The 25734-nt window shown below is 72.1% G+C and carries 21 protein-coding genes; 14 read left to right on the plus strand and 7 right to left on the minus strand.

Annotated features, from left to right (window positions below; all coding sequences use genetic code 11):
- Positions 1 to 333 precede the first annotated feature (333 nt).
- Complete coding sequence (hisC, locus tag EFL26_RS17210; protein WP_123224156.1) at positions 334 to 1410, minus strand: histidinol-phosphate transaminase; 1077 nt, start codon at positions 1408 to 1410, stop codon at positions 334 to 336.
- 93 nt (positions 1411 to 1503) lie between these two features.
- Here hisC and EFL26_RS17215 point away from each other — a divergent pair, with 93 nt between their 5' ends.
- Positions 1504 to 2457 (plus strand): EamA family transporter, encoded by a 954-nt coding sequence (locus EFL26_RS17215; protein WP_183408239.1) that lies wholly within the window; start codon positions 1504 to 1506, stop codon positions 2455 to 2457.
- Between the two features lie 151 nt (positions 2458 to 2608).
- Here the strand turns inward: EFL26_RS17215 and EFL26_RS17220 are convergent, their stop codons facing one another.
- The gene (locus EFL26_RS17220) at positions 2609 to 3529 is read right to left on the minus strand and encodes a dimethylarginine dimethylaminohydrolase family protein (RefSeq protein ID WP_246000246.1); all 921 of its coding nucleotides are present in this window, start codon (positions 3527 to 3529) and stop codon (positions 2609 to 2611) included.
- A gap of 60 nt (positions 3530 to 3589) precedes the next feature.
- On the opposite strand from EFL26_RS17220, the gene EFL26_RS17225 reads away from it, so the two are divergent.
- The 10 genes from EFL26_RS17225 (at position 3590) to EFL26_RS17270 (ending at position 12270) form a co-directional block, all read left to right on the plus strand.
- The gene (locus EFL26_RS17225) at positions 3590 to 4267 is read left to right on the plus strand and encodes a GntR family transcriptional regulator (protein WP_123224158.1); all 678 of its coding nucleotides are present in this window, start codon (positions 3590 to 3592) and stop codon (positions 4265 to 4267) included.
- A 43-nt stretch (positions 4268 to 4310) separates the two neighbouring features.
- Complete coding sequence (locus tag EFL26_RS17230) at positions 4311 to 4685, plus strand: phage holin family protein (protein WP_123224159.1); 375 nt, start codon at positions 4311 to 4313, stop codon at positions 4683 to 4685.
- 8 nt (positions 4686 to 4693) lie between these two features.
- Complete coding sequence (locus EFL26_RS17235; protein WP_123224160.1) at positions 4694 to 5179, plus strand: low molecular weight protein-tyrosine-phosphatase; 486 nt, start codon at positions 4694 to 4696, stop codon at positions 5177 to 5179.
- Between the two features lie 25 nt (positions 5180 to 5204).
- Positions 5205 to 6065 carry a fructosamine kinase family protein gene (locus EFL26_RS17240; RefSeq protein ID WP_123224161.1) on the plus strand — a complete coding sequence of 287 codons (861 nt, stop codon included), beginning with the start codon at positions 5205 to 5207 and terminating at the stop codon, positions 6063 to 6065.
- A 95-nt stretch (positions 6066 to 6160) separates the two neighbouring features.
- Entirely contained in the window at positions 6161 to 6871 is a 711-nt protein-coding gene (locus EFL26_RS17245) for a response regulator transcription factor (protein ID WP_246000247.1), read from the plus strand.
- Complete coding sequence (locus EFL26_RS17250; protein WP_246000248.1) at positions 6868 to 8325, plus strand: sensor histidine kinase; 1458 nt, start codon at positions 6868 to 6870, stop codon at positions 8323 to 8325. The genes EFL26_RS17245 and EFL26_RS17250 overlap by 4 nt, the downstream gene beginning before the upstream one ends.
- 94 nt (positions 8326 to 8419) lie before the next feature.
- Positions 8420 to 9790 carry a S1C family serine protease gene (locus EFL26_RS17255; protein WP_123224162.1) on the plus strand — a complete coding sequence of 457 codons (1371 nt, stop codon included), beginning with the start codon at positions 8420 to 8422 and terminating at the stop codon, positions 9788 to 9790.
- An 81-nt stretch (positions 9791 to 9871) separates the two neighbouring features.
- Entirely contained in the window at positions 9872 to 10609 is a 738-nt protein-coding gene (locus EFL26_RS17260) for a glutamine amidotransferase (protein ID WP_425464113.1), read from the plus strand.
- Between the two features lie 111 nt (positions 10610 to 10720).
- Entirely contained in the window at positions 10721 to 11572 is an 852-nt protein-coding gene (locus EFL26_RS17265; RefSeq protein WP_123224164.1) for a hypothetical protein, read from the plus strand.
- Positions 11569 to 12270, plus strand: a complete 702-nt coding sequence (locus tag EFL26_RS17270) for a CPBP family intramembrane glutamic endopeptidase (RefSeq protein ID WP_123224165.1) — start codon at positions 11569 to 11571, stop codon at positions 12268 to 12270. The genes EFL26_RS17265 and EFL26_RS17270 overlap by 4 nt, the downstream gene beginning before the upstream one ends.
- On the opposite strand, the gene EFL26_RS17275 is transcribed toward EFL26_RS17270, so the two are convergent.
- The 4 genes from EFL26_RS17275 to EFL26_RS17290 all read right to left on the minus strand — a co-directional run bounded on the left by EFL26_RS17275 (position 12255) and on the right by EFL26_RS17290 (position 16877).
- Positions 12255 to 13478: an anthranilate synthase component I family protein gene (locus EFL26_RS17275; RefSeq protein WP_246000249.1), complete on the minus strand. Its 1224-nt coding sequence runs from the start codon at positions 13476 to 13478 to the stop codon at positions 12255 to 12257. The two genes, EFL26_RS17270 and EFL26_RS17275, sit on opposite strands and share 16 nt — an antisense overlap.
- On the minus strand, positions 13475 to 14041 hold the full coding sequence (locus EFL26_RS17280) for an anthranilate synthase component II (protein ID WP_123224166.1): 567 nt from the start codon (positions 14039 to 14041) through the stop codon (positions 13475 to 13477). The genes EFL26_RS17275 and EFL26_RS17280 overlap by 4 nt, the downstream gene beginning before the upstream one ends.
- A 2-nt stretch (positions 14042 to 14043) precedes the next feature.
- Positions 14044 to 16038 (minus strand): anthranilate synthase family protein, encoded by a 1995-nt coding sequence (locus EFL26_RS17285; RefSeq protein ID WP_123224167.1) that lies wholly within the window; start codon positions 16036 to 16038, stop codon positions 14044 to 14046.
- 215 nt (positions 16039 to 16253) lie between these two features.
- A complete protein-coding gene (locus EFL26_RS17290; protein ID WP_123224168.1) occupies positions 16254 to 16877 on the minus strand; it encodes a pyridoxamine 5'-phosphate oxidase family protein in 624 nt (207 codons plus the stop codon).
- Positions 16878 to 17066: 189 nt separating this feature from the next.
- On the opposite strand from EFL26_RS17290, the gene EFL26_RS17295 reads away from it, so the two are divergent.
- The 3 genes from EFL26_RS17295 to EFL26_RS17305 all read left to right on the plus strand — a co-directional run bounded on the left by EFL26_RS17295 (position 17067) and on the right by EFL26_RS17305 (position 21439).
- Positions 17067 to 17396, plus strand: coding sequence for a hypothetical protein (locus tag EFL26_RS17295; RefSeq protein ID WP_123224169.1), 330 nt, complete (start codon positions 17067 to 17069; stop codon positions 17394 to 17396).
- Between the two features lie 218 nt (positions 17397 to 17614).
- Positions 17615 to 19339: an ABC transporter substrate-binding protein gene (locus EFL26_RS17300; protein ID WP_123224170.1), complete on the plus strand. Its 1725-nt coding sequence runs from the start codon at positions 17615 to 17617 to the stop codon at positions 19337 to 19339.
- Between the two features lie 330 nt (positions 19340 to 19669).
- On the plus strand, positions 19670 to 21439 hold the full coding sequence (locus tag EFL26_RS17305; RefSeq protein WP_123224171.1) for an ABC transporter substrate-binding protein: 1770 nt from the start codon (positions 19670 to 19672) through the stop codon (positions 21437 to 21439).
- Between the two features lie 51 nt (positions 21440 to 21490).
- Here EFL26_RS17305 and EFL26_RS17310 read toward each other — a convergent pair whose 3' ends face one another.
- A complete protein-coding gene (locus EFL26_RS17310; protein ID WP_123224172.1) occupies positions 21491 to 25708 on the minus strand; it encodes an nSTAND1 domain-containing NTPase in 4218 nt (1405 codons plus the stop codon).
- Positions 25709 to 25734: the final 26 nt, after the last annotated feature.

Here is a 25734-nt window from a genome sequence, read left to right on the forward strand (position 1 = left end):
TCCCGCAACGGACTTGTGCTTCTTCATCTGTGGTGCCCCCATCGGCGACGGCGACCGGGCCCGGACCGGGTATGAGCCTGTGGTCCGGGCCCCGAATCGGATTTCCGTCCTGGCCAGCGGACCGCTGGCCAGGACGCGTTTCCCCTTGCCCCCAAGGGGATTCGCTCCGGTCAGCAAAGGACTGCGTCACGGCGCGCAGCAATAGCCCGTTCGGTGAACCGGCCGCGCGGGCTAGACCGCGGCGCCTCGGCGGTGGCCCAGCAAAGGCGTGCAAACCCTGACCAGCAGGATCGAAACGGGCGCTCCCCCAACCTCCGCGGGAGGTCGACGACGTCAATTGACCGAACGGCCGGCAACCTCGACCAGGCGGTCATTCGCCTCGGGCTCGCCGATGCTGACGCGCACCCCGTCACCGGCGAACGGCCGGACCACGATCCCGGCCTCCTCGGCCGCCGCGGCGAGCTCGAGGGCACGGTCCCCGACCGGGAACCAGACGAAGTTGCCCTGCGCCTCGGGCAGCTGCCAGCCCTGCTCGGCCAGGGCGGCGGTGACGCGGGAGCGCTCGGCGACGATCTTCTCCACGCGCTCGAGCAGCTCGTCCTCGGCGGCCAGGCTCGCGACGGCGGCCGCCTGGGCGATCGAGGAGACCCCGAACGGCAGCGAGCAGGCTCGTACGGCGGTCGCCACCTCCACGGAGCCGACCAGGTAGCCGACCCGCAGGCCGGCGAGCCCGTAGGCCTTCGCGAACGTGCGCATCACCACCACGTTCGGCCGCTGCCTCGTCAGCGCCAGGGCGTCGAGCGGATCGTCCATCCGCACGAACTCCCGGTACGCCTCGTCCAGGACGACCAGCACGTGGCCGGGAACGCGGTCGAGGAAGCCCGCCACCTCGCCGTGGGTCAGCGCCGGGCCCGTCGGGTTGTTCGGCGTGCAGAGCAGCACCACCTTGGTGCGCTCACCGACCGCCGTCGCCATCGCGTCCAGGTCGTGGCGTCCGTCGGCGGTCACCGGCACCTGCACCGCGACCGCGCCGCCGACCGAGGCGGCGATCGGGTAGGCCTCGAACGACCGCCAGGCGAACACCACCTCGTCGCCGGGGTCGCAGTAGGCCTGGAGCAGGTGGTAGAGCACCGCGACGCTGCCCGTGCCGGCGGCCAGCTGCTGGGGCGCGACGTCGAGGCGGGTGGCCAGGGCGTCGTACAGGGCGACGCAGCCCATGTCGGGGTAGCGGTTCATCTGCTCGGCGGCCCGGGCGACCGCCTCCACCACGCCGGGCAGCGGCGGGAAGGGGTTCTCGTTCGACGACAGCTTGTAGGTGGTCATGCCCTCGCGGGCGGCAGGTGGCCTGCCGGGCACGTACGCCGGGATGGTGGCGACGGTGGCCCGCGGGCGGGGAGTGGGTGTGCTCACGGTCCAAACACTAGGAGAGGGCGGGACGAACCGCGCGGCGCGCAGCAGGGCGGGGCGTCCGGGCCTCTCCGTGGACGTCCTAGAGTGTCGGCGGTGAGCACGCGGAGCCCGGCCGTCGGCGTGGGGCTCGTGGTCCTGGGCGCGACCTGCTTCACGGTCAACGCGGGCGTCTCGCGCGTTGCGCTGAGATCGGGCGTGGAGCCGGCGATGCTCACCACGATCCGGGTGACGTGCACGTTCCTCGTGCTGCTCGCCGTCGCCGCCTGCTTCCGGCGCAGCGCGCTGCGACCGCCACCGGGCAGGCTCCTGCTGCTCGTCGTGACCCACGGTCTCGTCGGGGTCGCTGCGTTGCAGTGGACCTACTTCGTCGCGATCGACCGGCTCCCGGTCGGGATGGCGCTGCTGCTCGAGTACCAGGCGCCGGTCCTGGTCGCGCTGTGGGCGCGGTTCGGCCAGCACGAGCAGGTCCGTCCGCGCCTGTGGCTCGGGCTGGTCCTGGCCGTCGTCGGTCTCGCCGCAGCCACCGAGGTCTGGAAGGGCGCGAAGTTCGACAGCGTCGGCGTGCTCGCCGGCCTGGCCGCGGCGATCTGCTTCGCCGGCTACTTCCTCATCGGCGAGGCCGGCGTCGGCTCGCTCGACCCGCTGCGGGTGATCCTCTGGTCCTTCGGGGTCGCGACGATCGCGCTCAACGTGATCACGCCGATCACCGGCTTCGACGCCGGCCCGCTCGCCCGCCACGTCTCGCTCCGCGGCGCACTCGACGCCCACACCGTCCCGCTCTGGCTGGTGCTCGGCTGGGTGGTCGTGCTCGGCACGCTGGTGCCGTTCTTCGCCGAGCTGTTCGCGCTCTCGTTCGTCAAGGCCACCACCGTCACGGTGATCGCCCTGCTCGAGCCGATCGGCGTCTCCGCGCTCGGCTGGGCGTGGTTCCACGAGTCGCTGGGGCCGGTCGCGATCCTCGGCTGCGTGGCCGTGGTCGCCGGCATCGTGCTCGCCCAGTCCGCCCGCCGCGACCACCTCGCCGTCGAGCCCCCGACCTTCACCTGACCCGCCCGTCGAGTTGGGTGTTCGTTCCCGTCGGGTGGGGAGTTCGTGCCGATCGAGTCGGGGGTTCGTGCCCGGCGTACGACGACAGCACGGAACCAACTCCCCACTCGACGGGCACCAAGGCCCAACTCAACGGGGACGAACCCCCAACTCAACGAGTCCGGAGGTCGCGGCCCAGGGTGACGTCGAGGGGGTTGGTGAGGCAGCGGATCGCGCCGCCGCCCTTGAGGAACTCCGAGACGCCGACGATCACGACCTCGAACCCCCAGTCCTCCAGCTGACCGCGGACCCGGTCGGGGCAGGCCGGCATGATCACGGTGCGGCCGACCACGACGGAGTTCGCGCAGAAGGTCATCGCCTCGGCCTCGGTGAGCACCAGCGGGTCGGGCACGAGCCCGAGCAGGGTGCGGGCGGAGGCGGCGTCGAACGCGTCCGGGCAGACCATCGCGCGGGTCTCGTCGAGCGGGCAGAACGCCAGGTCGAGGTGGTACATCCCCGGGTGCGTGATCCGTACGCCGCGCACGGTGATGTCGAGCTCGTGGGCCAGGTGCTTGAGCGCGAGCCGCTCGGTGCGGGGGCCGTACCCGACGACGAGCTCGCCGCGCCAGGCGAAGGCGTCGCCGGCCTCGAAGTGGGCGCCGACGCCGTCGCTGCCGAACCGGTGGAGGGTGTAGCCCCGGTCGGCGAACCACGCGTGCGCGGACTCCGTCTCCATCCGCCGCTCGGGGAACCGCATGTGCGAGAGCACGGCGAGGCGTCCGGTCGGACCGCCCATGAAGGGCAGCCCGAGGTTCATCGCATAGACCATGTCCGGGGCGTCGGGCCGCTGCCCGAGGACCTCGACGCGCCCGCCGGCCGCACCGATCGCCTCGGCGATCGCGCTCCACTGGTCACGCGTGGCCGCCGGGTCCGGCTGGTCGCGCGGGTCCATGTACGGGTTGATCGCGTAGTCGACCCGGAAGTGCTCCGGCTCGACCATCAGGTACTCCCCGCCCCAGGCGAGCTCCCCGGCCCGCACCCTGCTCTTCGTCTCCACGCATCCCGTCCCGATGATTGCCTGATTGTCGGACAATCTCAGATTGTGCGGCCTCACCCGCTCCGCGCGCAACCTTTGTCGGACAATCGACGCGAGATGGCAGCCAAGGACGCGTTCGCCCACCTGCACGTCGAGCCGGTCAGCGTGGTGGACCGGGTCGCCGACGAGCTGCGCCGGGCCCTCTTCGAGGGCGAGCTGGACCCCGGCACGCCGCTGCGCGAGGTGGCCCTCGCCGACTCCCTCGGCGTCGCCCGGAGCACCGTGCGCGAGGCGCTCGGCCACCTGGTCGCCGAGGGCCTGGCCGACCGCGTGCCGAACAAGGGCACCGTGGTGCACGCCGTCTCGTCCGAGGAGATCCGCGACGTCTGCCGGGCCCGGGCGGTGCTCGAGACCGCCGGCGTACGCCGCTGGAACGACGCCTCCGAGCAGGCCCGCGACGCCCTGCGGTCCGCGCTCACCGAGTTCCACCAGCTCGCCCAGACTCCCGCCACGCCGCAGGAGCTCACCGCCGCGCACCTGCAGATCCACCGCGCCCTGACCGGCCTCACCGAGTCGCCGCGGCTGATCGCCGCCGCCGAGACCCTGTACGCCGAGATCCGGCTCGCGCTCGCCGGCCTCGATCGCGCCCGGGGCAACGTGCGCGAGCAGGCGCACTCCCACGGCGACCTGCTCCGGCTGCTCGAGCGCGGTCACCTCGACGAGGCGGAGGCCGAGCTCGAGGCCCACCTCGCCGGCGCGGAGAGGTCCCTGGTGGAGTCGATCGACGCGCGCTGAGCGTCGCCCCAAGGTCCGGGACCTGATCTATAGAGTCGCCGCCATGAAGCTCCTGCTCTGGCTGGTGGTCAACGCGGCTGCGCTCGGTGTCGCGGTGTGGCTCTTCGACGGGATCACGCTCACCGCGGACACGACCGGCGGCAGGATCGGCACGCTGCTCGTCGTCGGCGCGATCTTCGGGGTGATCACCGCGGTGGTGCGCCCGATCGTGAGCCTGTTGTCGCTGCCGCTGATCATCCTGACCCTCGGCCTCATGCTGCTCGTGATCAACGCACTCATGCTGCTGCTCACGAGCAAGGTGGCCGACACCTTCGGCCTGGGCTTCCACGTGGACGGCTTCTGGACCGCGGTCTTCGGCGCGATCGTCATCTCGATCTCCTCGATGGTCGTCGAGGCGCTCCTGCCCGACGCGTCCTGAGCGGCGCGATGTACCGGGTCGCCGTGGTCTGCCTCGGCAACATCTGCCGCTCCCCGATCGCCGACGTGGTGGTCAACGGCCTCCTCGCCGAGTCCGGCCTGTCCCGGGAGGTCGAGGTCACCAGCTGCGGCACCGGCACGTGGCACGTCGGTGAGCCGATGGACGCGCGCGCGGCCGCGGTGCTCACCGCCTCGGGCTACGACGCCAGCCGGCACCGGGCGCGCCACTTCGGGCCCGACTGGCACGACCACGACCTGATCCTGGTGATGGACCACGCGAACCTCACCGACGTGCTGGCCGAGCTGCCCGCCGACCGGCACGACCGGGTGCGGCTGTTCCGGAGCTACGACCCGGAGGTCTCCGCGTCGCGGCCCGAGGACGTCCCCGACGTCCCGGATCCCTTCTACGGCGGCCCCGAGGGGTTCGACGAGGTCCTCGCCATCGTCGAGCGGACCGCGCACCACCTCGTCGAGGAGCTCGGACTGGTCAGGTGACCCGGCGTACCGGAAGGATGGACGCATGGCCCGGATGCGGACCCTCGCGGATCGTGCGGAGCAGCTGCTCGGAGCGGCCGTCGTCTCCACGACGCCGGTCGCGGGCGGCGACGTCTGCACGGCCACCCGGCTCCGGCTCAGCGACGGCCGCTCCGCGCTGATCAAGACCCGACCGCACGCCCCGGAGGGCTTCTTCGAGGCCGAGGCGCGCGGTCTGCGCTGGCTGGCCGAGCCGGGCGTCGCCGAGGTGGCCGAGGTGCTCGGCGTGACCGAGGACTGCATCGTGCTCGCCTGGATCGAGCCGACCCGGCCCTCGCCCGAGGGGGCTGTGGCGCTGGGCCGGATGCTCGCTCCGCTCCACGCCAGCGGGGCGGAGACGTTCGGCGCCGAGCACGACGGCTTCATCGGCACCCTGCCGCTCCCGAACCGGCCGGCGGACACCTGGCCGGAGTTCTTCGCCGTACGACGGATCCTGCCCTACCTCAAGCTCGCCGCCGACCGCGGCCGGATCGAGCCCCCGGGCGTCGCGGCGGTCGAGTCGGTGGTCCGCCGGATCGTCGACCTGGCCGGTCCGCCGGAGCCGCCGGCCCGGCTCCACGGGGACCTCTGGGCGGGCAACATCGTCTGGACGGCCGAGCGCCACGCGGTGCTGGTCGACCCCGCGGCGCACGGCGGCCACCGGGAGACCGACCTGGCCATGCTCGCGCTCTTCGGTCTGCCCCAGCTGGCCCGCGTGCAGGCGGCGTACCACGAGGTCCACCCGCTGGCCGACGGGTGGCAGGAGCGCCAGCCGCTGCACCAGCTCTTCCCGCTGCTCGTGCACGCGGCGCTGTTCGGCGGCCGCTACGGGCAGCTGGCGACGGAGGCCGCCGGCAAGCTGGCCTGACGGGTCTCGAGGCGGTTGCTGCGCAACCGCACCTCGACCGGCGACAGTCCCCGGGGTCTCAGCAAAGGCTCAGCCGCGGGTGGCAGGCTTGGGCCGTGAACGCGCAGCCCGAGACCAAGCCGCACGTGCTGGTCGTCGACGACGATCGGGCGGTGCGCGAGTCCCTGCGTCGCTCCCTGGAGTTCAACGGCTACGACGTGTCTCTGGCCGAGGACGGCGCCGCCGCCCTGGCCGGGATCAGCGCCACGAACCCGGACGCGATCGTGATGGACGTGATGATGCCGCGCCTGGACGGCATCGAGACCACCCGGGCGCTGCGCTCGGTGGGCAACCAGGTGCCGATCCTCGTGCTCACCGCCCGCGACGCGGTCGGCGACCGGGTCGAGGGCCTCGACGCCGGCGCGGACGACTACCTGACCAAGCCGTTCGCGCTCGACGAGCTGCTGGCCCGGTTGCGTGCGCTGCTGCGGCGTGCCGCGCCGGAGTCCGGCACGTCGCCCGACGAGCGGCTCGAGTTCGCCGACCTGACCATGGACCTCGCCTCGCGCGAGGTGCGCCGCGGCGACCGCCCGATCGTCCTGACCCGCACGGAGTTCGCGCTGCTCGAGCTGTTCCTGCGGCGCCCGCGCCGGGTCCTGGAGCGGTCGTTCATCCTCGAGGAGGTCTGGGGCTTCGACTTCCCGACCACCGCGAACAGCCTCGAGGTGTACGTCGGGTACCTGCGCCGGAAGACCGAGGCCGAGGGCGAGCCGCGACTGCTCCACACCGTGCGCGGCGTCGGCTACGTCCTGCGCGAGAACCCGTGACCGACCCGCTCGAGCCCCCCGCCGGCACGGAGCCCGCTCTCGGGCCCACGCCCCGGCCCGCGAGCGGGCTGGTCAACGGCCTGGGCGGCGGCCTGCACTACCGGCGCTCCCTGGCCAGCCGGGTCACGCTGCTGAGCACCCTCGCGGTGGGGTTCGCGGTGTCGGCGGTCGCCTTCGCGGCGTACGCGACCGTGCGCGCGCAGGCGGTGGGGGCGCTGGACGAGTCGCTGCGCGGGCGCGCGTACGCCGCCGCGAAGACCAACACGCTCAACGCCCTCGCCCAGCAGAGCGTGCCCTCCTGGTCGCTGGTCCGGATGACCTACGTCGACGCCAGCTCCGACCCGGTGCGGGTCTACAAGGCCGGCGAGAACGCCATCGCCGTCGGCAGCCGCGAGATCGCCGTCGCTCAGGGCGACTCCGACGGATCGGCCCGCACGGTCTACAACCAGGGCGAGCGCTGGCGCGTCGTCGCCGTGCCCGCGGGGGACGGCCAGGCGCTCGTGCTCGCCCAGTCGATGGAGTCCACCGACCGCATGCTCGACCGGCTCGGCCTGGTGATGCTGCTCTTCGGCGCCGCCGGCATGATCACGGCCGGCCTGGCCGGATGGGCGGTGGCCCGCAACGGCCTGCGGCCGGTCCGCCGCCTCACCGAAGCGGTCGAGGACATCGCGCGCACCCAGCGGCTCGACCCGATCCCGGTCGAGGGCAGCGACGAGCTCGCGCGCCTGGCGCAGTCGTTCAACGGCATGCTGCACACCCTCTCCGCCTCCCAGCACCGGCAGCGCCAGCTGGTCGCCGACGCCGGGCACGAGCTCCGCACACCGCTCACGTCCCTGCGCACGAACCTCGACCTGCTCGTCCAGGCCGACGCCTCGTCGGGCCTCTCCGCGGAGAGCCGGGCCGAGCTGCTCGGCGACGTCCGCGCCCAGATCAACGAGATGACCACGCTCGTCGGCGACCTGGTCGAGCTGGCGCGCGACGAGCCGGTGTCGCGGACCGTGGAGCCGGTCGAGCTCACCGCCGTGCTGGGCCAGGCGGTCGCCCGGGTACGCCGCCGCGCCGACGTCGAGTTCGCGGTGAAGACCTCACCCTGGTGGGTCACCGGCGACGCCGACGCGCTCGAGCGGGCGATCACGAACCTGCTCGACAACGCGGCCAAGTGGAGCCCCGAGGGCGGGGTCGTCACGGTGACGCTCGAGCACGGCACGCTGATGGTCGCCGACGAGGGGCCGGGCATCTCGCCCGAAGACCTCCCGCACGTGTTCGAGCGGTTCTACCGCTCGGCCGAGTCGCGGGGCATGCCGGGCTCGGGGCTGGGGCTCTCGATCGTGCGGTCGATCGCCGAGCGGCACGGCGGCGACGTCCGGGCGGGCTCCGCTCCTGGTGGTGCGGGCGCCGCGTTCTGGCTGACCGTCCCCGGTCAGCCGTCGCCGCCCGAGGGGGCGCCGGAATGAGCCGACGGGCCGGCGCGTGAAGGCCGGCCAAGTCTTGGCGCGGTCGTAGCGGCGTCACAAGGACTTCTCAGGATCGCTCGGCACGATCGGTGACATGACGGACCAGAACAACCCCGCACACGACTCCCAGAATCCCCCGGCTGGACAGTCCGAAGGTCTCGAGCACGGCGCCTCGTCGCAGGGCGCCGCGAGCGAGGCCGCAGCAGGATCCTGGTCCGCCGAGTCCCCGACCCCGGCCGCGCCGGATTTCGGCCACACCCGCCCCCTGCCGCCGTTCCAACAGCCCGCCTCCGAGACCGCGGCCGCAACCGCGCGTCGACCCGGAGGATTCACGGCGGCCGTGCTGGCGGGAGCCCTCCTGGTGGGAGGGGCGGCCGGGGTCGGCGGGGCGGCGGCGTACGACGCGGTGAAGGGCGACGACTCGACGGTCACCTCGTCGGCGTCGGGACCCGTCAAGGCGTCCAACGCCGCCGTCACTCCGACCGGGTCCGTGGAGAAGGTAGCCGCGACCGTGCTGCCCTCCGTGGTCAAGATCAACGTCAGCGGCTCGTCGGGCTCGGGCTCCGGGTCCGGCATCGTGCTCAAGGACGACGGCACGATCCTCACCAACAACCACGTCGTGTCGCTGGCCGCCGACGGCGGCTCGATCACCGTGAACTTCAACGACGGCAGGACCGCGAAGGCCACCGTCGTCGGCACCGACAAGGTGACCGACATGGCGGTGATCAAGGCCGAGGGCGTCTCCGGCCTCACGCCGGCGACGATCGGCAAGTCCTCCGACCTCCGGGTCGGGCAGTCCGTGGTCGCGATCGGCTCGCCGTACGGGCTGAACTCCACGGTCACCACCGGCATCGTCTCCGCGCTCAACCGCCCGGTCTCGGTGTCCACCGCCGAGGAGCAGGCGCCGCAGTTCCCCGGCTTCGGCCAGCAGCAACAGCAGGGCCAGGCCGACCTCAGCACCACCTACCCGGCGATCCAGACCGACGCCGCGATCAACCCCGGCAACTCCGGCGGCCCGCTGGTCGACATGAGCGGCCGGGTCGTCGGGGTGAACTCCTCGATCCGCACCGCGGACGGCTCGACGGACAGCGGCGGGTCGATCGGCCTGGGCTTCGCGATCCCGATCGACGAGGTGCTGCCGATCGTGAACCAGATCATCGACGGGCAGAAGCCGACCCACGCGCGCCTCGCGGTGAGCGTCTCCGACGTGCAGGGCAACACCCTCACCCAGGGCGCACAGCTGCAGACCGTCGACAGCGGCGGTGCCGCGGACAAGGCCGGGCTGCAGAAGGGCGACGTGATCACCAAGGTCGACGACGACGTGATCGACGGCTCCGAGTCCTTGGTCGCGACCATCCGGGGCCACCGGCCGGGTGACCAGGTCACGCTGACCTACCTGCGCGACGGCAAGACGCAGACGACGACGGCCACGCTCGGCTCGGACGCCACCACGTCGGCCTCCTGAGCCGCCCCCGGCTGCCGGGCGGGCGGTCGCATCCACCCCGGAACGGACGCGACTGCCCGCTCGGTCCACGCGCACGGGACGATGTCTCCCGTGAAGCCGTTCCTGCTGATCGCCACCCGCGCCGAGGACCAGGCTGCCGACGACGAGTACGCCGCGATGCTCCGTGCCGGCGGCCTCGACGAACCGCAGCTGCACCGAGTGCGCCTCGAGGCCGCACCGATGCCCGCGCTCGACCTCGACCGGTACGCCGGCGTGGTGCTCGGGGGCGGACCGTTCGACTCCAGTGACCCCGAGGACGCCAAGTCGCCCACCCAGCGTCGCGTCGAGGCCGAGCTGCGCGGGCTCCTCGACGAGCTGGTGGCGCGGGACTTCCCGTTCCTCGGCGCCTGCTACGGCGTCGGCACGCTCGGCGTGCACCAGGGTGCGGTCGTCGACCGGACGTACGGCGAGCCGATCGGCGCCGTACCGGTCACGCTGACCGCCGACGGCCGGGCCGACCCGGTGCTCGCCGACCTGCCGGACACGTTCGACGCGTTCGTGGGCCACAAGGAGGCCTGCCGCGACGTGCCCCCCGGGGCCGTGCTGCTGGCGTCCTCGCCGACCTGTCGCGTGCAGATGTTCCGCGTCCGCACCAACCTCTACGCCACGCAGTTCCACCCCGAGCTGGACGTGGAGGGCATCGTGGCCCGGATCCGGATCTACCAGCACTACGGCTACTACCCGCCGGAGACCATGGACGAGATCATCGACCGGGTGCGCGGCGCCGTGGTCACCGAGCCGCCGAAGATCCTCGCGGGCTTCGTCGCGCGCTATTCCTAGGCCGGGATTCCTGGTCCGAGCAGACCGGACGTTCGTCCCGCAGGTGCGTGACGCTCGCACCTGTCGTCGCGGCGCGCGGCGCGGCAGCGTGGGGACGAAAGGGGTTCCACCATGACCACGCTCGACCGTCCCCGACCCGCACTGCGGTCCCCCGCACCGCCGTCCCCCGCGATCCGGCCACCGTGGTGGCTCCGGCTGTCCGTGCCGATCGGGTTCCTGGGCATCGCCGCGAGTCTCGCGGGCATCCTGGTGGACCGGGTCTACGCCGACGAGACGCCCAACTGGCAGGCGCAGGCCGTGGGTCAGGACATCGCGAACCTCGTCGTGCTGCCCGTCCTGCTCGTCCTCGCGTACGCCGCGGCGCGAGGCTCCCGGCCGGCCGCGCTCGCCTGGGCCGGGACGGTCGTCTACGCGGCGTACGCCTATGCGATCTACGCCTTCGCCGTGCACTTCGGCCCGCTGTTCCTGGTGTACGTCGCCGTGCTCGGTGCGTCCGTCTGGGCCCTCGGCGGCTTCCTGACCAGCGAGGCCTCCACGCCGGTGCGGCCGAGCGGCTCGCGCCTGACCCGGTTCGCGTCGCTGCTGCTGCTCGGCACCGCCGCCCTGTTCGCGCTGATGTGGGTGGCCCAGGACCTCCCGGCGATGGTCGACGGCACGCGCTCGCAGGAGCTGCAGGACACCGGGCTGCTGACCAACCCCGTCCACGTGCTCGACCTGGCGTTCTTCCTGCCCGCGAGCGCGCTGGCCGGCGTACTGCTGCGGCGCGGGAGCGCCTGGGGCGCGCGCCTCGCCCCGATCGTGCTGACCGCGATGGCCTCGATCAGCCTCGGCATCCTCACGCTGATGGTCGTCAGCGCCGCGCGCGACCTCGACGCGTCCCCGGTCGTCGCCGCTGTCATCGGGGTGCTCGGCATCGTCCAGGCAGCCACGGCGTGGCTGCTCGTCCGAGGACAGCGGACGTGAAGCTCGCCCCTGCACCCGACGTGGCGCCCCGCAACGGCACGAGGGACCGGCATCGTCGCGTCTGGGTGGTGATCGCCGCGATCGAGGTGGTCGTCGCGACGCTCATCGTGGTGCTGGACCTGTTCATCCCGACGGTCCTGGTCCTCGGCCTGGCTGCCCTGTCCCTGGTCGTCCGTCGCCCCGGCCCGGCGAGCCTGGGCTTCCGGCGGGTGCCGCACCCGTGGCGGATGGCCGGTCAGGTGCTCGTGGTGATGATGGTCTGGTCGGTGCTGCAGCTCGGCGTGTTCATGCCGGTCCTCAACCACGTCACCGGGACGAAGCAGGATCTCAGCGGCTTCGCCGACCTGCAGGGGAGTCTCGGCCTGCTGGCGGCGTACCTGCTGGCCACCTGGACGCTGGCCGCGCTCGGCGAGGAGACCGTCTTCCGTGGCTACCTGCAGGTCCGGATCGCCGAGGTGGTGGGCCCCGGGCGGGCCGGCACCGTGGTCGCGGTCGCGTTCACGTCGCTGCTGTTCGGCATCCTGCACAGCGAGCAGGGGCTGATCGGCGTGCTCGTCGTGGCCCTCGACGCCGTCCTGTTCAGCGTCCTGAAGCTGCGCTTCCGCTCGCTGTGGGCCGCCGTCCTCGCGCACGGGTTCAACAACACGCTCGGGCTGGTCGCGTTCTTCTTCGTGGGGCCGATCTACGGCTTCTGGTGATCCTCGTCGAGGGCAGCGCGCACGCGGTCTGCCTTCCACAGCGTCTCGGCCCACTCCTCGTCGACGTCGGAGTGCACGGTGATGCCGCCGCCGGTGCCGAGCGTCCATGCTCCTCCGCCGGCACGGAACAGCGAGCGGATCACGACGCCGAGGTCGGCCCGGCCGTCGCCGGAGATCCAGCCGAACGCACCGGCGTACACCCCGCGGGGCGAGTCCTCGACCGCGTCGATGACCTGCATCGTGCGCAGCTTGGGCGCCCCGGTCATCGAACCGGCCGGGAAGAGCGCGCGCAGCGCCTCGACGGTGCCGACGTCGGCGCGCAGCTGCCCGGTCACGGTCGTGACCAGCTGGTGCACGGTGGCGTAGGACTCGACCTCCATCAGGTGCGGCACCGCCACCGTGCCGGGCTCGCAGACCATCGAGAGGTCGTTGCGCAGCAGGTCGGTGATCATCAGGTTCTCGGCGCGGAACCTGGGCTCGGTCGCCAGCCGGCGGCGCAGGTCCTCGTCCTCCTCGGCGGTGGCGCCACGCGGGGTGGTGCCCTTGATCGGCCGGGTCTCGACCCGGCGGTGGCGGTCGATCGTCGCGAACCGCTCCGGCGACGCCGAGAGCAGCCAGGTGTCCCCGTGCCGCAGCGCGCCGGCGTACGGCGCCGGGTTGGTGCTGCGCATCCGGCCGTAGACGTCGACCGGGTCGCTGCCCGACGCCTCCTGGGTGCGGTAGGTGAGGTTCACCTCGTAGGAGTTGCCGCCGTGGAGCTGCTCCTGCACCGCGGCGAAGGCGTCGGCGTACCAGGGTGGGGTCGAGTGCTCAGGTGGCTGCCCGGGCGACCGTCTCAGCACTCGACCCGGCTCCTCGGTGAGCTGCACCGAGCGGGTGCGCATCCACACCGCGTCGGGTACGCCGGGCATCGACCGGGCCGGCAGGTCCGGCCGGGCCGCGTAGCCGAGGTAGCCGACCCAGTGCGTGTCCGGGTCGCCGTCCTGGTGCTGCTGGAGGACCGCGAAGACGTCGTCGCCGACGACGCGACCGGACGGGTGCTCGACCACCACCCGCCGGGTCGCGTCGTAGGTCAGCGACAGGTCGTCCTCGTCGAGCCAGCCCATGATCGAGCGGCGGCCCGACCACGGCTGCGAGCCACCGCCGTCCAGCCAGAAGCACCGGTCGTGCGACTCGGCGATCCGGCGGAAGTCCTCGAGCGCGCTCACGTGATCTCCAGGAAGTTCCGCACCAGCTGCTCGCCGTGCTCGGAGAGCACCGACTCGGGATGGAACTGCACGCCGTGCAGCGGCAGGGCACGGTGCGCCACGCCCATCACCACCGGGCCGGCGAGCGCGGTCACGCGCAGGTCGTCGGGCACCGCGGTCGCCGCGAGCGAGTGGTAGCGCACCATCGCGACCGGGCTGGGCAGGTCGCGGAAGACCCCGCTGCCGTCGTGGACCACCTCGGCGACCTCACCGTGGGCCGGCTCGACCCGCTCCACCGTCCCGCCGTACGCCGTGACGAGGGCCTGCATGCCCAGGCACACGCCCAGCACGGGTAGCCCGAGCCGGAAGACGTCGGGGCCGAGCGCGAAGTCCGCGGGGTTCGCCGGGTGGCCGGGACCGGGCGAGAGGACCAGGTGCGTGTAGTCGCGCGCCGCGTCGAGCACGCCCGCCTCGTCGTGCTCCACCACGTCGGGGAGCCGGCTGGTGACCGCCGCGACGAGGTGCACGAGGTTCCAGGTGTAGGAGTCGTGGTGGTCGACCACGAGCACCCGCGGGTCGCGCAAGCTCAGCCGCCGGCAGGGGCGAGCAGCTGCAGCAGGAGGTCGCGCAGGATGTCCACGCCGTTCTCGGTGAGGATCGACTCCGCGTGGAACTGCACGCCCCGGAAGTGCGGGCCGGCGACGAGGTGGATGTCGCCGGTCGCGGGATCGGTCTCCACGGAGACGCCCGCGGGCAACGCGTCCTGTGGACCCACCCGCCCGACGAAGGTGTTGTAGAAGCCGACCGGCTGCGGGGACCCGCCGATCGAGACGGTCGACTGCGTGCCCTGGAAGACGATGTCCTTGTAGGCGAGCGGGATGCCGAGCCGGTCGCAGAGCACCTGGTGGCCGAGGCACACGGCGAGGAACGGCTTGCCGGACTCCAGCAGGCCCTCGACGGCGGCCCGGAACCGCGCGATCTTCGGGCTGGACCCGTCGCGCGGGTCTCCGGGCCCCGGACCGACGACGGCGAGGTCGAAGGCGTCGAAGGCGCCGGGCACGAAGTCCTCGTGCCGGATGACGCTCGGCTTCATGCCGAGCACGGCGAAGACGTGGCAGAGCATGTTCGCGAAGTCGTCCTCGCCGTGGAGGATCGCCACGGACCGGCCGGTCAGGTCGGCGGCCGGGGCCGCCCCGGACTGGTCGGTCAGCCAGAACTTCGAGAGCCGCTGGTTGCGGGAGTTGAGCGCGATCAGCACGTCCTCGTCGCGGGCGAGGTCGGCGATCTCCGCGGGCGTGCCGGACGCCGGCGGCACCAGCCCGAACGCGCTGAGGATCCCGCCCGCCTTCGCGGCGGTCTCGGCGACCTCGGAGGCCGGGTCGGAGTCGCGCACGAGCGTGGCGCCGGCCGTGACCTTGAGGGCACCGCCGGCAGAGACCTCGGCGGTGCGGATCACGATCGGGGAGTCGGCGGTCGGTGCGCCGGTCTCGTCGCGCCCGAGCAGCGCGAGGGCGCCGGCGTAGTAGCCCCGGCCCTCGGTCTCGTACTGCTTGATCAGCCGGCAGGCGTTCTCGACCGGCGCCCCGGTCACGGTGGCGGCGAACATGCTGGTCCGCAGGACCTCGCGCACGTCGAGGCGGGTGCGTCCGGCGAGGAGGTACTCCGTGTGCACGAGATGGGTCATCGGCTTGAGGAACGGCCCGAGCACCTGGCCGCCCTCGTGGCAGATGTCGCACATCATCTTCAGCTCTTCATCGACGACCATGAAGAGCTCGTAGATCTCCTTCTCGTCGGCCAGGAACCGCAGCAGGCGGGCCTTGCGCTGCTCGGCGGTCTCGGTGCGCTCGACCTCGCCAGCCCCGGTGGTCGAGCGGCCTCCGGTGGTCGAGCGGCCTCCGCTGGTTGAGCCTGCCGAAACCCGGAACGTGCCGGAGATCGGGTTCATCCGGACCTCGCCGGCGTGCACGCTGACGTGCCGCTCGGGCGAGGCCCCGATGAGGAACCGGTCACCGGTCCAGAAGCAGTAGGTCCAGTAGGCGCCGCGCTCGTTCTCGAGCAGGCGGCGCAGCACGCTCAGGGCCTTCGCGGCGCCCGTCTGCGGGCCCCAGTCGGCGAGCTGGGCCCGGTAGTGCCGGCCGATGACGAGGTTCGCGCCCTCGCCGTTGCCGATCTCGTCGGCGATGATCCGCGCCACCGTCTCGGCGTACGCCTCGTCGGAGGTCTCGAACCCGCCCCGGTCGGTGAACTCCACGGTGTCCTGCGGCAGGGCTGCGACGAGCTCGTCGAGGGGCACCTCGACCTCGGTCTCCACCCGTACGACGGCCAGCGGCGTGCCGTCGTCGTGCACCTCGAACCCGCGCTCGGCGATCTGCCGGAAGGGCACCGCGACCAGGGTGTCGAACCGCCGGCCCGGCTCCGGGACGCCCTCGGGGAGCGGGATGTCGACGAGCCGGTCCGCGGCCACCAGCGGGCCGCCGACCAGGGTGACCGTGTCGCTGTCGCGCAGCCGGACGACCGCCCAGGCCTGCTGTCCCGTCACCTGCTCGAGGGCGGCGGTTGCGGACAGCGGGTGCTCGGACATGGACGCACGCTACATCGCGGCCGGATCGCGGCTGAGCCGGTTTTGCCCCTGCGAGACGGCTGGACGACCCACCGGTGGTTGAGGTGCGGTTGCGCAGCAACCGCCTCGAAACCCGGCGAGACGCCCGCAGCCCGGACCCCGCCCACCCCCGGAGGTCTCGAGGCCAGGGGACCGGAGTCGTCCCACGAAGACCCGGACGGGACCTCCCGACGGGGCTAGGAGAAACGCGGCGTCCAGGGTTTCGGGTCACCCCGCAGGTCCGGTGCCGGCACCGCGTCGCCGTACGCCGTGACGATGGGCAGGACGCCCGCCCACACGGGCGCGTCGAGATCCTCGGGCGGGTCCTCCGGCGGCCCGTCGCTGACCTTCACCGACCACTCGGCCAGCGGCAGCGCGAGCACCGTCGTGGCGGCCAGCTCCTTCGCGGTGGGCGGTCGCAGGGTGTCCCACCGACCCGGCAGCCAGGCCTCGGACATAGCCCGCAGGGCGGCGGCCTTCTCCTCGCGGGGCACCTCGGTCGCGGTGCCGAAGAGCATCGCGCAGCGGTAGTGCATCGAGGACTCGAACGCCGACCTGGCCAGCACCATGCCGTCGAGCAGGGTGACCGTCACGCACACCTCCGCACCGTCGGCGAGGCCCCGGAACAGGCGACTGCCGGTCGAGCCGTGCAGCAGCAGCCGGTCGCCGTCACGCGCGCACCCCACCGGCACCACCACCGGGGTGCCCCCGTCGACGAGCCCGACGTGCGCGACCCGGGCGGCGTCGAGGATCGCGTGCAGCACGCCGACGTCCTCGACCGACTTCTCCGGCAGGCGGCGGATCCGGGTGCGCTCGGTCATGGGGTGATTGTGCCCGCCGTCTCCGGCGGTCGAGGTGCCGCTAGACGCGACGGAATCCACCCCTTTCGGTCATCTCGACCTCTCGCCCCCGCGGACCACGCCCGTTGACACCGGTCCGATACCGCCGGGCCGCACAACGGAGACGCAACACACCTCCATCCACCCGCACCACCCGACCAGGGAGTCATCATGAACACCTTCACCGCTGACCTTGCCAAGTACGCCGGTGCCTGCGTCGCCGGCATCGCCACCTCGTGCGTGCTCGCCGCACCCGCGCTCGCCATGCAGCCGCCGGTCCCGGACCCGGTCCCCGGCAGCGGCGAGCACCACAAGATCTTCGACTCGCTCGACGGCCGTGGCGGGCCGGCGCCCACCACGCCGACGACCGACGTCGGCTCCACCTCGGACGGAATCGACTGGTCCACGCTGGGTGCTGCCCTCGGCGGCGGCATGGCGCTCGTCGGAGCGGGTGCCCTCGGCGCGACGCAGATCCACCGGCGTCAGGCACGCCCCGCGTGATCGACCCGCGTGATCCACCCGAGTGCGGGCCCGGTTGCTCAGGACCGGGCCCGCACTCACGCGCCAGCCGGTCCGCGGTTCTTCCGGCCCGTCGGGGATGTCCCGGCCCGCGGCTTCGTGCGACGATCTCGGGTAACCAGAGTCGCCTTGCGCGCCGGTCTCCTCAGGGCCGAAGTCGGTCGCACCGTCGCGGGGCGGCGACACCTGGAGGAGGGCCGATGGCCACCCGCGCAACAAGGACACTCGCCCTCGTAGCGGTGGTCACGATCGCGCTCTCCGGGTGCCGGAGCAAGGACAGCCTCTCGGGTGACCCTCGGCGCGAGAAGACCACCGGGGGCGGCACACTGACCTACTTCAGCGCCCGCGTCGTCGACGGGACGGACCCGCAGCGCGCGTACCTGGGTCGCGACCTCAGCACCTGGAGCCGCCTGGTCTACCGGAGCCTGGTGACCTTCCCGGTCTCGGCTGACCCCGCGATCTCGACCACGCCGGTGCCCGACCTGGCCACCGACACCGGCACCTCCTCGCACGGTGCCCGGAGCTGGACGTTCACGGTCAAGGACGGCGTGACCTGGGAGGACGGCAGGCCGATCACCTGCGCGGACTTCAAGTACGGCGCCTCACGGGTGTTCGCGACCGACGTGATCACCGGTGGTCCGAACTACCTGCTGACCTACCTCGACATCCCGACCGACCCGCAGACCGGCCTGCCGATCTACACCGGGCCGTACCACAGCTCCGCCGAGGGCAGGGCTGCCTTCGACCGGGCGATCACCTGCAACGGGAAGACGATCACCTACCACTTCAAGAAGCCGTGGGCGGACTTCCCGCTGGCCGTCGCCGCGCTGCACATGATGGACCCCTACCGTCGAGACAAGGACCGGCGCGGGAAGTCGGACTTCCAGATCTTCTCCAACGGCCCCTACCGGCTCGAAGGCTCGTGGGACAACGACACGGGCGGCACCTTCGTCCGCAACGGGTACTACGACCCGTCGACGGACTCGACGGAGATCCGCAAGGCGCGGCCCGACCGGATCGTCTTCGACTTCAGCAAGACCGCCGAGGAGATCAACGACCTGCTCATCGCCGACCGTGGTGAGGCCAGGACTGCCGTGACGGACACGCGGATCCCACCGGCGTACTACGGGCGGATCACCGGCCCGGTCGCCGACCGTGCGGTGACGGTGGAAGCGCCGTTCGTGGACCACCTGGTGCCGAACTTCAGGCGGCTGACCAACCTCAGGGTCCGACGGGCCCTGGCGGCCTCGCTGGACGTCGCGGCGTACGTGGAGGCCTCCGGGGGGACCAAGGTCGTCCGGGAGGCAACCGACCTGCTCCACCCGGCGGTGAGGGGTTACCACCCGCGTCTGTTCCCGGGCGGTTCCGGCGACCCCGAGAAGGCCAGGCGCCTGCTCGAGAGTGCCGGCGTGCAGACGCCGTACCCGATCACCTACATGTACGTGAGCACTCCGGCCGGCGACAAGCAGGCGGCCGCGATGGAACGAGGGTGGGAGAAGGGTGGCTTCGCGGTCACTCTCGACGCTCGAGCCCCCGACGAGTACTCCGACCTGATCGAGGACCCCGGCCTGCAGGCCGACGTGATCTGGGACTCCTGGGGTGCGGACTGGCCGTCGGCGATCACCGTGGTCGCTCCGCTGTTCGACAGCCGTCCGAACCTGACCACGACCTCCAACGGTCAGGACTTCGGCGCGTACCGGAGCGTGGAGTTCGAGACTCTCGTCGACGCGGCGCAACAGGCCGCGGACCTGGACTCGGAGACCAAGGTGCTCCAGCAGGCCGACCAGGTGCTGGCAGACGACGTGGCCTACATCCCGCTCGGCGTCGCGGTGCTCTACCTGCTGCACGGCTCCCGTGTCGCCGGCTACCTCAACACCGCCGCGTCCAGCTCGTTCCCGGACCTGGGAGCGATCGGGGTCAGGTAGCGGATGCCTCCTGACCCGCTTCTTCCCGGGTTGAGCGGGGAGCACCACACGATCTTCGACTCGATGGAGGAACGGTACGGGCCGTCGGCGACCACACCGGCCACCGACGTCGGCGGCACCTCCGACGGCATCGACTCGTCCCCGCTGGCCGGCGCGCTCGGAGCCGGCGCCGCCCGGCGAGGCGGGTCCGCTGCTTCACGCAGCGGACCGCAGTCCTTTCCAGCGCACCCTCCTCGTGGAACGATCTCGATAACCGGAGTCGTGTGGGCGTCGGTGCCCCTCGGGTGAACGTCGCGCCGTCGCCGTCGACGACACCTGGAGGGAGGTCACATGGCCACCCGCACCACGAACGTGCTGGCGGCCGTCGCAGCGATCGCGTCGATCGTGCTCGCGGGCTGCCGGACCAACGACGACCAACGCCATCAGTCGCGCAGCGCCCAGCTGCACGAGGAGCCAGGTGACCCACCGAGCGCGGGCGCCGCCGCCGGGGGGACGCTGGTCTACTACAGCCACTTCCCCCTCGTCGAGCACCTCGATCCGCAGCGGCTGTACAACGGTCGGGACATCTCGAACCTGGCCCGGACCGTCTACCGGAGCTGGGTGACCTTCCCGGTGTCCGCGGACGTCGAGACGGCGACGACGTACGTCCCCGATCTGGCGACCGACACGGGCACGTCCTCGCAGGGCGCCAGGACCTGGACGTTCACCCTCCGGGACGGGGTGACCTGGCAGGACGGAAGGCCGATCGCCTGTGCGGACTTCAAGTACGGCGCCTCGCGGGTGTTCGCCACCGACGTGATCACCGGTGGCCCGCAGTACCTGCTGACCTACCTCGACATCCCGCTCGACGAGAGGACCGGCCTGCCGATCTACACCGGCCCGTACCACAGCTCCGCCACGGGGAGGGCTGCCTTCGACCGGGCGATCACCTGCAACGGGAGGACGATCACCTACCACTTCAAGAAGCCGTGGGCGGACTTCCCGCTGGCCGTCGCCTCGCTGCACATGATGGACCCGTACCGGGCCGACAAGGACCGGGGCCGCAGGTCGGACTTCCAGATCTTCTCCAACGGTCCGTACGAGCTCGAGGGCACCTGGGACGAGGAGGAGGGTGGCACCCTGGTACGCAACCCGAGCTACGACCCCTCGACCGACACCACCCGCAGCCGCCGAGCGCTGCCGAACAGGATCGTCTTCGACATCGGGAAGAACCCCGAGCAGATCACCGACCGGCTGATCGCCGATCGTGGTCGAGACCGGGCCGCCGTGAGTGGTGAGTCGATCCCACGGACGTACTTCAGCCGGATCACCGGCGAAGTCGCCGAGCGTGCCGTGGCGGTGACCTCGCCGTACACCTGGTTCCTCGTGCCCAACTTCAGGCGCCTGACCGTTCTGAAGGTGCGTCAGGCGCTCGCGGCGTCGGTCGACGTCACCGCGTGGGTCGAGGCCGGTGGAGGTGACAAGGCCGAGAAGGAGGCGACGGACATCGTCCACCCGGCGATGAGGGGATACCAGAAGGGCCTGTTCCCGGGCGGCTCGGGCAACCCGGCAAGAGCCAGGCAGCTGCTCGAGAGCGCGGGGGTCCAGACGCCGTACCCGATCACGTTCAGCTACATCAGCAACGGTCCGATCGCCGACGCGCAGGCTGAGGCCCTCAAGCAAGGCTGGGAGAAGGCGGGCTTCAAGGTCGGCCTCGATGGCCGCACCGAGAAGGAGTACTACGGAATCGTCGGGCAGCCCAGCCAGAAGGCGGACATCCTGTGGACGGGGTGGGGCCCCGACTGGCCCTCGGCGATCACGGTGACCCCGCCACTCTTCGACAGCCGCCCCAACCTGACCGAGACCTCCAACGGTGATGACCTCGGCCGATACCGCAGCGCCCGCTTCGAGGCTCTCGTCGACGAAGCCCAGAACGCTCCGGACCTGGACGCGGCGACGACGGTGCTGCAGCAGGCCGACCAGGTGCTGGCCGACGACGTTGCCTACATCCCGTTGGGCATCCCGGTCTTCTACCTGCTCCATGGCTCCGCCGTCACGGGCTACGTCAACACTGCCGCGTCGAACTGGTATCCCGATCTCGGAGCGATCGGAGTCAGGTAGCAGCCTTCCGGGCGGCGTGGTCGTCCCCGGAAACGCCGCGGCCAGCCGCCCTCACACCGCGGGCGGCCACTGCGGACACACGACCTCGTAGGCACGTCTGGGGAAGAACTGCGTCCACTCCGCGCGAGAGAGGTTGCGACCCGCGATGTCGCAGGCGCGACGCGCCCAGGTGCGCCTGCGCGTGTCGACCGACCAGGTTCGCCCGTCTGCTGCCGCCACCAGCAGCCGGGTGCTGTCGGCCACGTAGGCGATCGTGGCACCGGGTCCGGGGTGCCCGGTCGAGTACAGGCCTGTGGCGGGGAGGTCCGGGAGCGGGATGCTTCCCTGGTAGGCACCGGTCCGGCCGTCCCACAGGCGCACCCGGTCCGGCTGCACGGAGGCGAACTGGCTGCCGTCCGGCGCGAACACGACGTTGTATCCCCACTCGGACCGCGACGGCTCTCCGACCCACGTCAGCGTGTCGGTGTCCAGGAGTCTTACCGATCCGTCGGGATGGGCGGCGGCAAGAAGCCCGCCATCGGGGGAGAACGCGGCCACCTGCGCATCGCTCGACAACAGGTCGCGGGACGACTCGGCGATCTCCTCACCCCGTCGGGGGTCGACGCGCATCACGGCCCCGGTGTCGCTCAGGGCCAGCACGGACCCGTCGGCCGGATCCGTCACCAGGGCCCGCACGCTGGCGCCGACGTTCATGCTGCGAACCACGCGGAGGGACTGCCGGTCCAGGGTCTGGAGGTGCCCGTAGCCGTCATCGACGTAGACCGCGGCGCCGTCGGAGCTGAAGGTCGCGACCCCACCCCGCGCGTACTCCCGCCGGCCGGTCATCGTTCCGGTGCGGGCGTCCCAGACCGTCAGCTCTCCCGGTCCCGGCTCCGTGGTGAGCAGCCAGCGTGAGTCCGGCGACCACGCGTGGGCGGACACCGGTCGACGCACCGTCGACCTCGTGGTGGTGCGGCCGCTGCTCGTGTCGACGAACCAGAGTCGGTCCTGGGCGAGCCGCGCGACCGTGTGCCCGTCCGGTGCCGCCAGGGACACTCCGACCTGCCGTGCCGGTGCGTTGTGCGCGTCGTGGGACAACAGGTCACCGTGACCGGTCAGGTCCCAGGCCATCAGGGTGCCGTCACCCGACGCCGTGTAGACCGTGTGGTCGTCAGGGCCGAAGCCCCCGCCCCAGATCTGGTCGTTGTGCGCCGCAAGCCGGTGGACGGGTGTGCCGGTGCGGGTGTCCCACACGATCGCGGTCCGGTCGGCGGAGGTCGACAACAGCATCGATCCGTCGTGGGAGTACTCGAGGTCCATGACCTCGGCGGTGTGCGCGACGAGGTCGGGCTCGCGCCTGAGGGAGTGAGCGTCGAAGCGAAGGATCCGACCACCCGCCGCCACGGCGAGGGTGGATCCGTCCGGACTCACCTCGATGGCTCCCTTGCGGGATTCGCCGATCAGGTCAGTGCCCGTCGAGCCGAGCAACCGCCGGGTCTCGACGTCGTAGGCCCGGAGCGACGGCTCGCCGGTCGTCGCCGTGTAGACCACGCGCCCGTCGGGGCTCAACGCCGCAAGGGGCAGGTGCGGCGCGGGCACGTTGAAGATCGGCTTCGACGGGTGGGCCAGGTCCCACACCATCACGGCCCCGGGGATCTGGCGGGTCGCGACGTACCGGTTGACGCCGGCCACGATGCGGCGACCGTCGCGGCTGAAGGCCAGCGCGTACTCGACGTTGGCGCCACGCGGCCAGCCGCCGAGCTGTCGGGAGGACAGTGTTCCCGTCCCGACGTCGTAGAGGCGGACGGGCGGTCGAGCAGTCCGGGGTATCCCGGCCCGGTCGACCGGGTTGACCGCGGCTGCCATCAGGTGTCCGTCCGGCGAGAACGCGACCGCCGCGGCCGGTGTGTCGTCCGCGAACGGCGACGGAGTCAGCGTGTCGGCGTCGTAGAGCCGCACGCCCTTGACCAGGAGGCTCACGGCGACGACGGACCCGCTCCCGCCCACGGAGAGTGACACCGCCGAGTCTCCGGTCGGGCGGATGCGCTTGAGCGGACCCAGCCGGGTCAGGGTGGCGGCGAGGTTCTCCCACTCCTCGGCAGACCGGTCCACCTGGAGGGCCGCCAGTCCGACCAGCAACGAGGTGGAGGCGTCCTCGTTCGTGAGCGCCTGGGCCCCGGCACGCCGAGCGTCAGCGAGGCCGGCGGCGGCCTCGGCACGGTCGCGCTGGTGCCGTGCCTGTTCGGCGCTGCGGGCGGCGAGGACTCCGGCGACCAGGGCAAGCACCAGCACGACGCCGACCCCTCCGAGTGCGCTCCGGAGCCTGCGATTGACCCTGCGTTGCTGAGCAAACCTGGTCTCGGCAGCGCGGAGCTCGGACTCTGACAGCGCGGCTGAGGCGGCCAGGAACTCCGCCTCGGTCTGGTCGAGGTCCGGCGTGGCGCGGTCGCGCCACTCGAGGACGCGACTCAGACGCGCACCCCGGTAGAGCTCGCTGTCCGGTCGACCCATGCCGTCCCACGCGTCGGCGGCCACAGCGAGGTGACGCAGGAGATGCTGGCCCTCGACGTCGTCCTCGAGCCAGTCCCGTAAGCGTGGCCAGACCTTGACCAGGGCCTCATGGGCGACCTGGACGGTGTCACCGTCGATGCTGAGCAGGCGTGCATCGACGAGGCGCTCCACCAGGACTGCGTGGTCGTGGTCGGCGGCGAGCTTCGCGCGTGGGACCCGCGCGCGCACCGGGTCGCCGCCCTCGTTCGGAACGACCAGACGGAGGAGGAGATGACGGAGCCGGTTGCGCTGGGGCTCGTCCAGCGCCTCGTACAGCGCCTCGGCCGACCGGGCGACGGCGTACCGGATGCCTCCGGTCGCCCGGTACCCGTCGACGGTCAAGGTCGCGCCCTCGCGTCGCTGCCAGATCTCCCGGAGGACGTGCGAGAGCATCGGCAGCGCCGCCGGCTCACCTTCCACGTCTCGCACCAGAAGGTCGACGAGTCCGGGCTCGAGCCTCAGCCCGGCGCGACCGGCCGGCCCCTCGATGGCGTTGCGCAGGTCCTGCTCGCTCATCGGGCCGAGGAGGTAGAGGCCGTCCTCGAGAACGCGCGCCACGTCCGCGTACGGCGCCAGGTCGCCCAGGTGGTCAGCTCGCAGGGACAGCACGAGCCCACCACCGGCGTTGACGTGCGTCGCCAGTACGGCGAAGTAGCCGGACCTCTCGACGGAATCCGTGCACATCGTGACCGCTTCCTCCGCCTGGTCCACCACGAGCGTCTGGCGACCTGGTGCCAGACCGGCCAGTGAGTCCAGCGGATGCGCTCCCGGTGTCGTCACCAGGACTCGCGTCCCGCGGCGGACGAGGGAAGCGACCACGCCCGCCCTCACCAGCGACGACTTCCCGATGCCCGAGGGTCCGACGACGGCCAGCACACCCGCGTCCCGCAGGCGTCTGAGGCACGCGGCCTCATCGGCCTCTCGACCGAAGAAGGAGTCCGAGTCCTCTGCCCCGTACGGCAGCAGTCCTCGGTAGGGGCACTCCGTGCTGACCTCGCGCCGCGCCGGAGGCAGCAACGACGGGTCCTGGCGCAGCAACCTGTGCTCGAGCTCGGCGAGCTCGGGCCCCGGATCGAGGCCGAGCTCGTCGATGAGCATCTCGCGCGCCTGCTTCACGGCACCGAGTGCCTCCTCCTGCCGCCCCGCCTGATAGAGCGCCGTCGCGAGGAGTGCCCATCGACGCTCCCGGTAGGGCGCCTGGGCAACCAGCGCCCGAGCCCGGTCCACGACGTCCTGGGCGTGGCCCGCCGCGGTCTCCGCCTGGACCAGGATCTCCTCGGCGTCCAGGCGAAGCTCTTCGAGCCGCCCGATCTCCGCGCGCGCAGGCTCCCACTCGTCCAGGTCTGCGAGAGCACGCCCGCGCCACAGACCGCGTGCCTCGGTGACCAGGTACGACGCACGCGCCGGGTCGTCCTCCTCGAGGGCCGCCCTTCCGCGTCGCACCAAGCGCTCGAACAGCCGGACGTCGAGCTCGTCATCACTCAACGCCAGCCGGTAGCCCCACGGCCCGGACTCGATGGCACCGACGCCGAGACGCTTGCGCAGTCGCACGATGCACCCCTGGACCACCTTCGGCCACGACGCGGGGAGCAGCTCACCCCACAACGCGTCCGCCAGAGCCTCCGCCGTCGTGGGCTCGCCGACGCGCACGACCAGTGCCGACAGAACGATGCGGTCCCTCGGGCTGAGCCCGTTGGCGTGGCCGTCGACCTGGAGCGGGCCGAGCACGGCGATACCCATGAGCCGACTGTCGACCCGGCTCCACC

The organism is Nocardioides pocheonensis (genome assembly GCF_003725535.1).
GTDB classification, from domain to species: Bacteria; Actinomycetota; Actinomycetes; order Propionibacteriales; family Nocardioidaceae; genus Marmoricola; species Marmoricola pocheonensis.

Excerpts from the sequence above, each read along its gene's own strand:
- EFL26_RS17290 (WP_123224168.1), bottom strand. The coding sequence starts at position 16,877 with ATGACCGAGCGCACCCGGATCCGCCGCCTGCCGGAGAAGTCGGTCGAG.
- EFL26_RS17260 (WP_425464113.1), top strand. The coding sequence starts at position 9,872 with ATGTCTCCCGTGAAGCCGTTCCTGCTGATCGCCACCCGCGCCGAGGAC.
- EFL26_RS17295 (WP_123224169.1), top strand. The coding sequence starts at position 17,067 with ATGAACACCTTCACCGCTGACCTTGCCAAGTACGCCGGTGCCTGCGTC.
- EFL26_RS17230 (WP_123224159.1), top strand. The coding sequence starts at position 4,311 with ATGAAGCTCCTGCTCTGGCTGGTGGTCAACGCGGCTGCGCTCGGTGTC.
- EFL26_RS17310 (WP_123224172.1), bottom strand. The coding sequence starts at position 25,708 with ATGGGTATCGCCGTGCTCGGCCCGCTCCAGGTCGACGGCCACGCCAAC.
- EFL26_RS17225 (WP_123224158.1), top strand. The coding sequence starts at position 3,590 with ATGGCAGCCAAGGACGCGTTCGCCCACCTGCACGTCGAGCCGGTCAGC.
- EFL26_RS17305 (WP_123224171.1), top strand. The coding sequence starts at position 19,670 with ATGGCCACCCGCACCACGAACGTGCTGGCGGCCGTCGCAGCGATCGCG.
- EFL26_RS17300 (WP_123224170.1), top strand. The coding sequence starts at position 17,615 with ATGGCCACCCGCGCAACAAGGACACTCGCCCTCGTAGCGGTGGTCACG.
- EFL26_RS17285 (WP_123224167.1), bottom strand. The coding sequence starts at position 16,038 with ATGTCCGAGCACCCGCTGTCCGCAACCGCCGCCCTCGAGCAGGTGACG.
- EFL26_RS17235 (WP_123224160.1), top strand. The coding sequence starts at position 4,694 with ATGTACCGGGTCGCCGTGGTCTGCCTCGGCAACATCTGCCGCTCCCCG.
- EFL26_RS17255 (WP_123224162.1), top strand. The coding sequence starts at position 8,420 with ATGACGGACCAGAACAACCCCGCACACGACTCCCAGAATCCCCCGGCT.
- EFL26_RS17240 (WP_123224161.1), top strand. The coding sequence starts at position 5,205 with ATGGCCCGGATGCGGACCCTCGCGGATCGTGCGGAGCAGCTGCTCGGA.
- EFL26_RS17265 (WP_123224164.1), top strand. The coding sequence starts at position 10,721 with ATGACCACGCTCGACCGTCCCCGACCCGCACTGCGGTCCCCCGCACCG.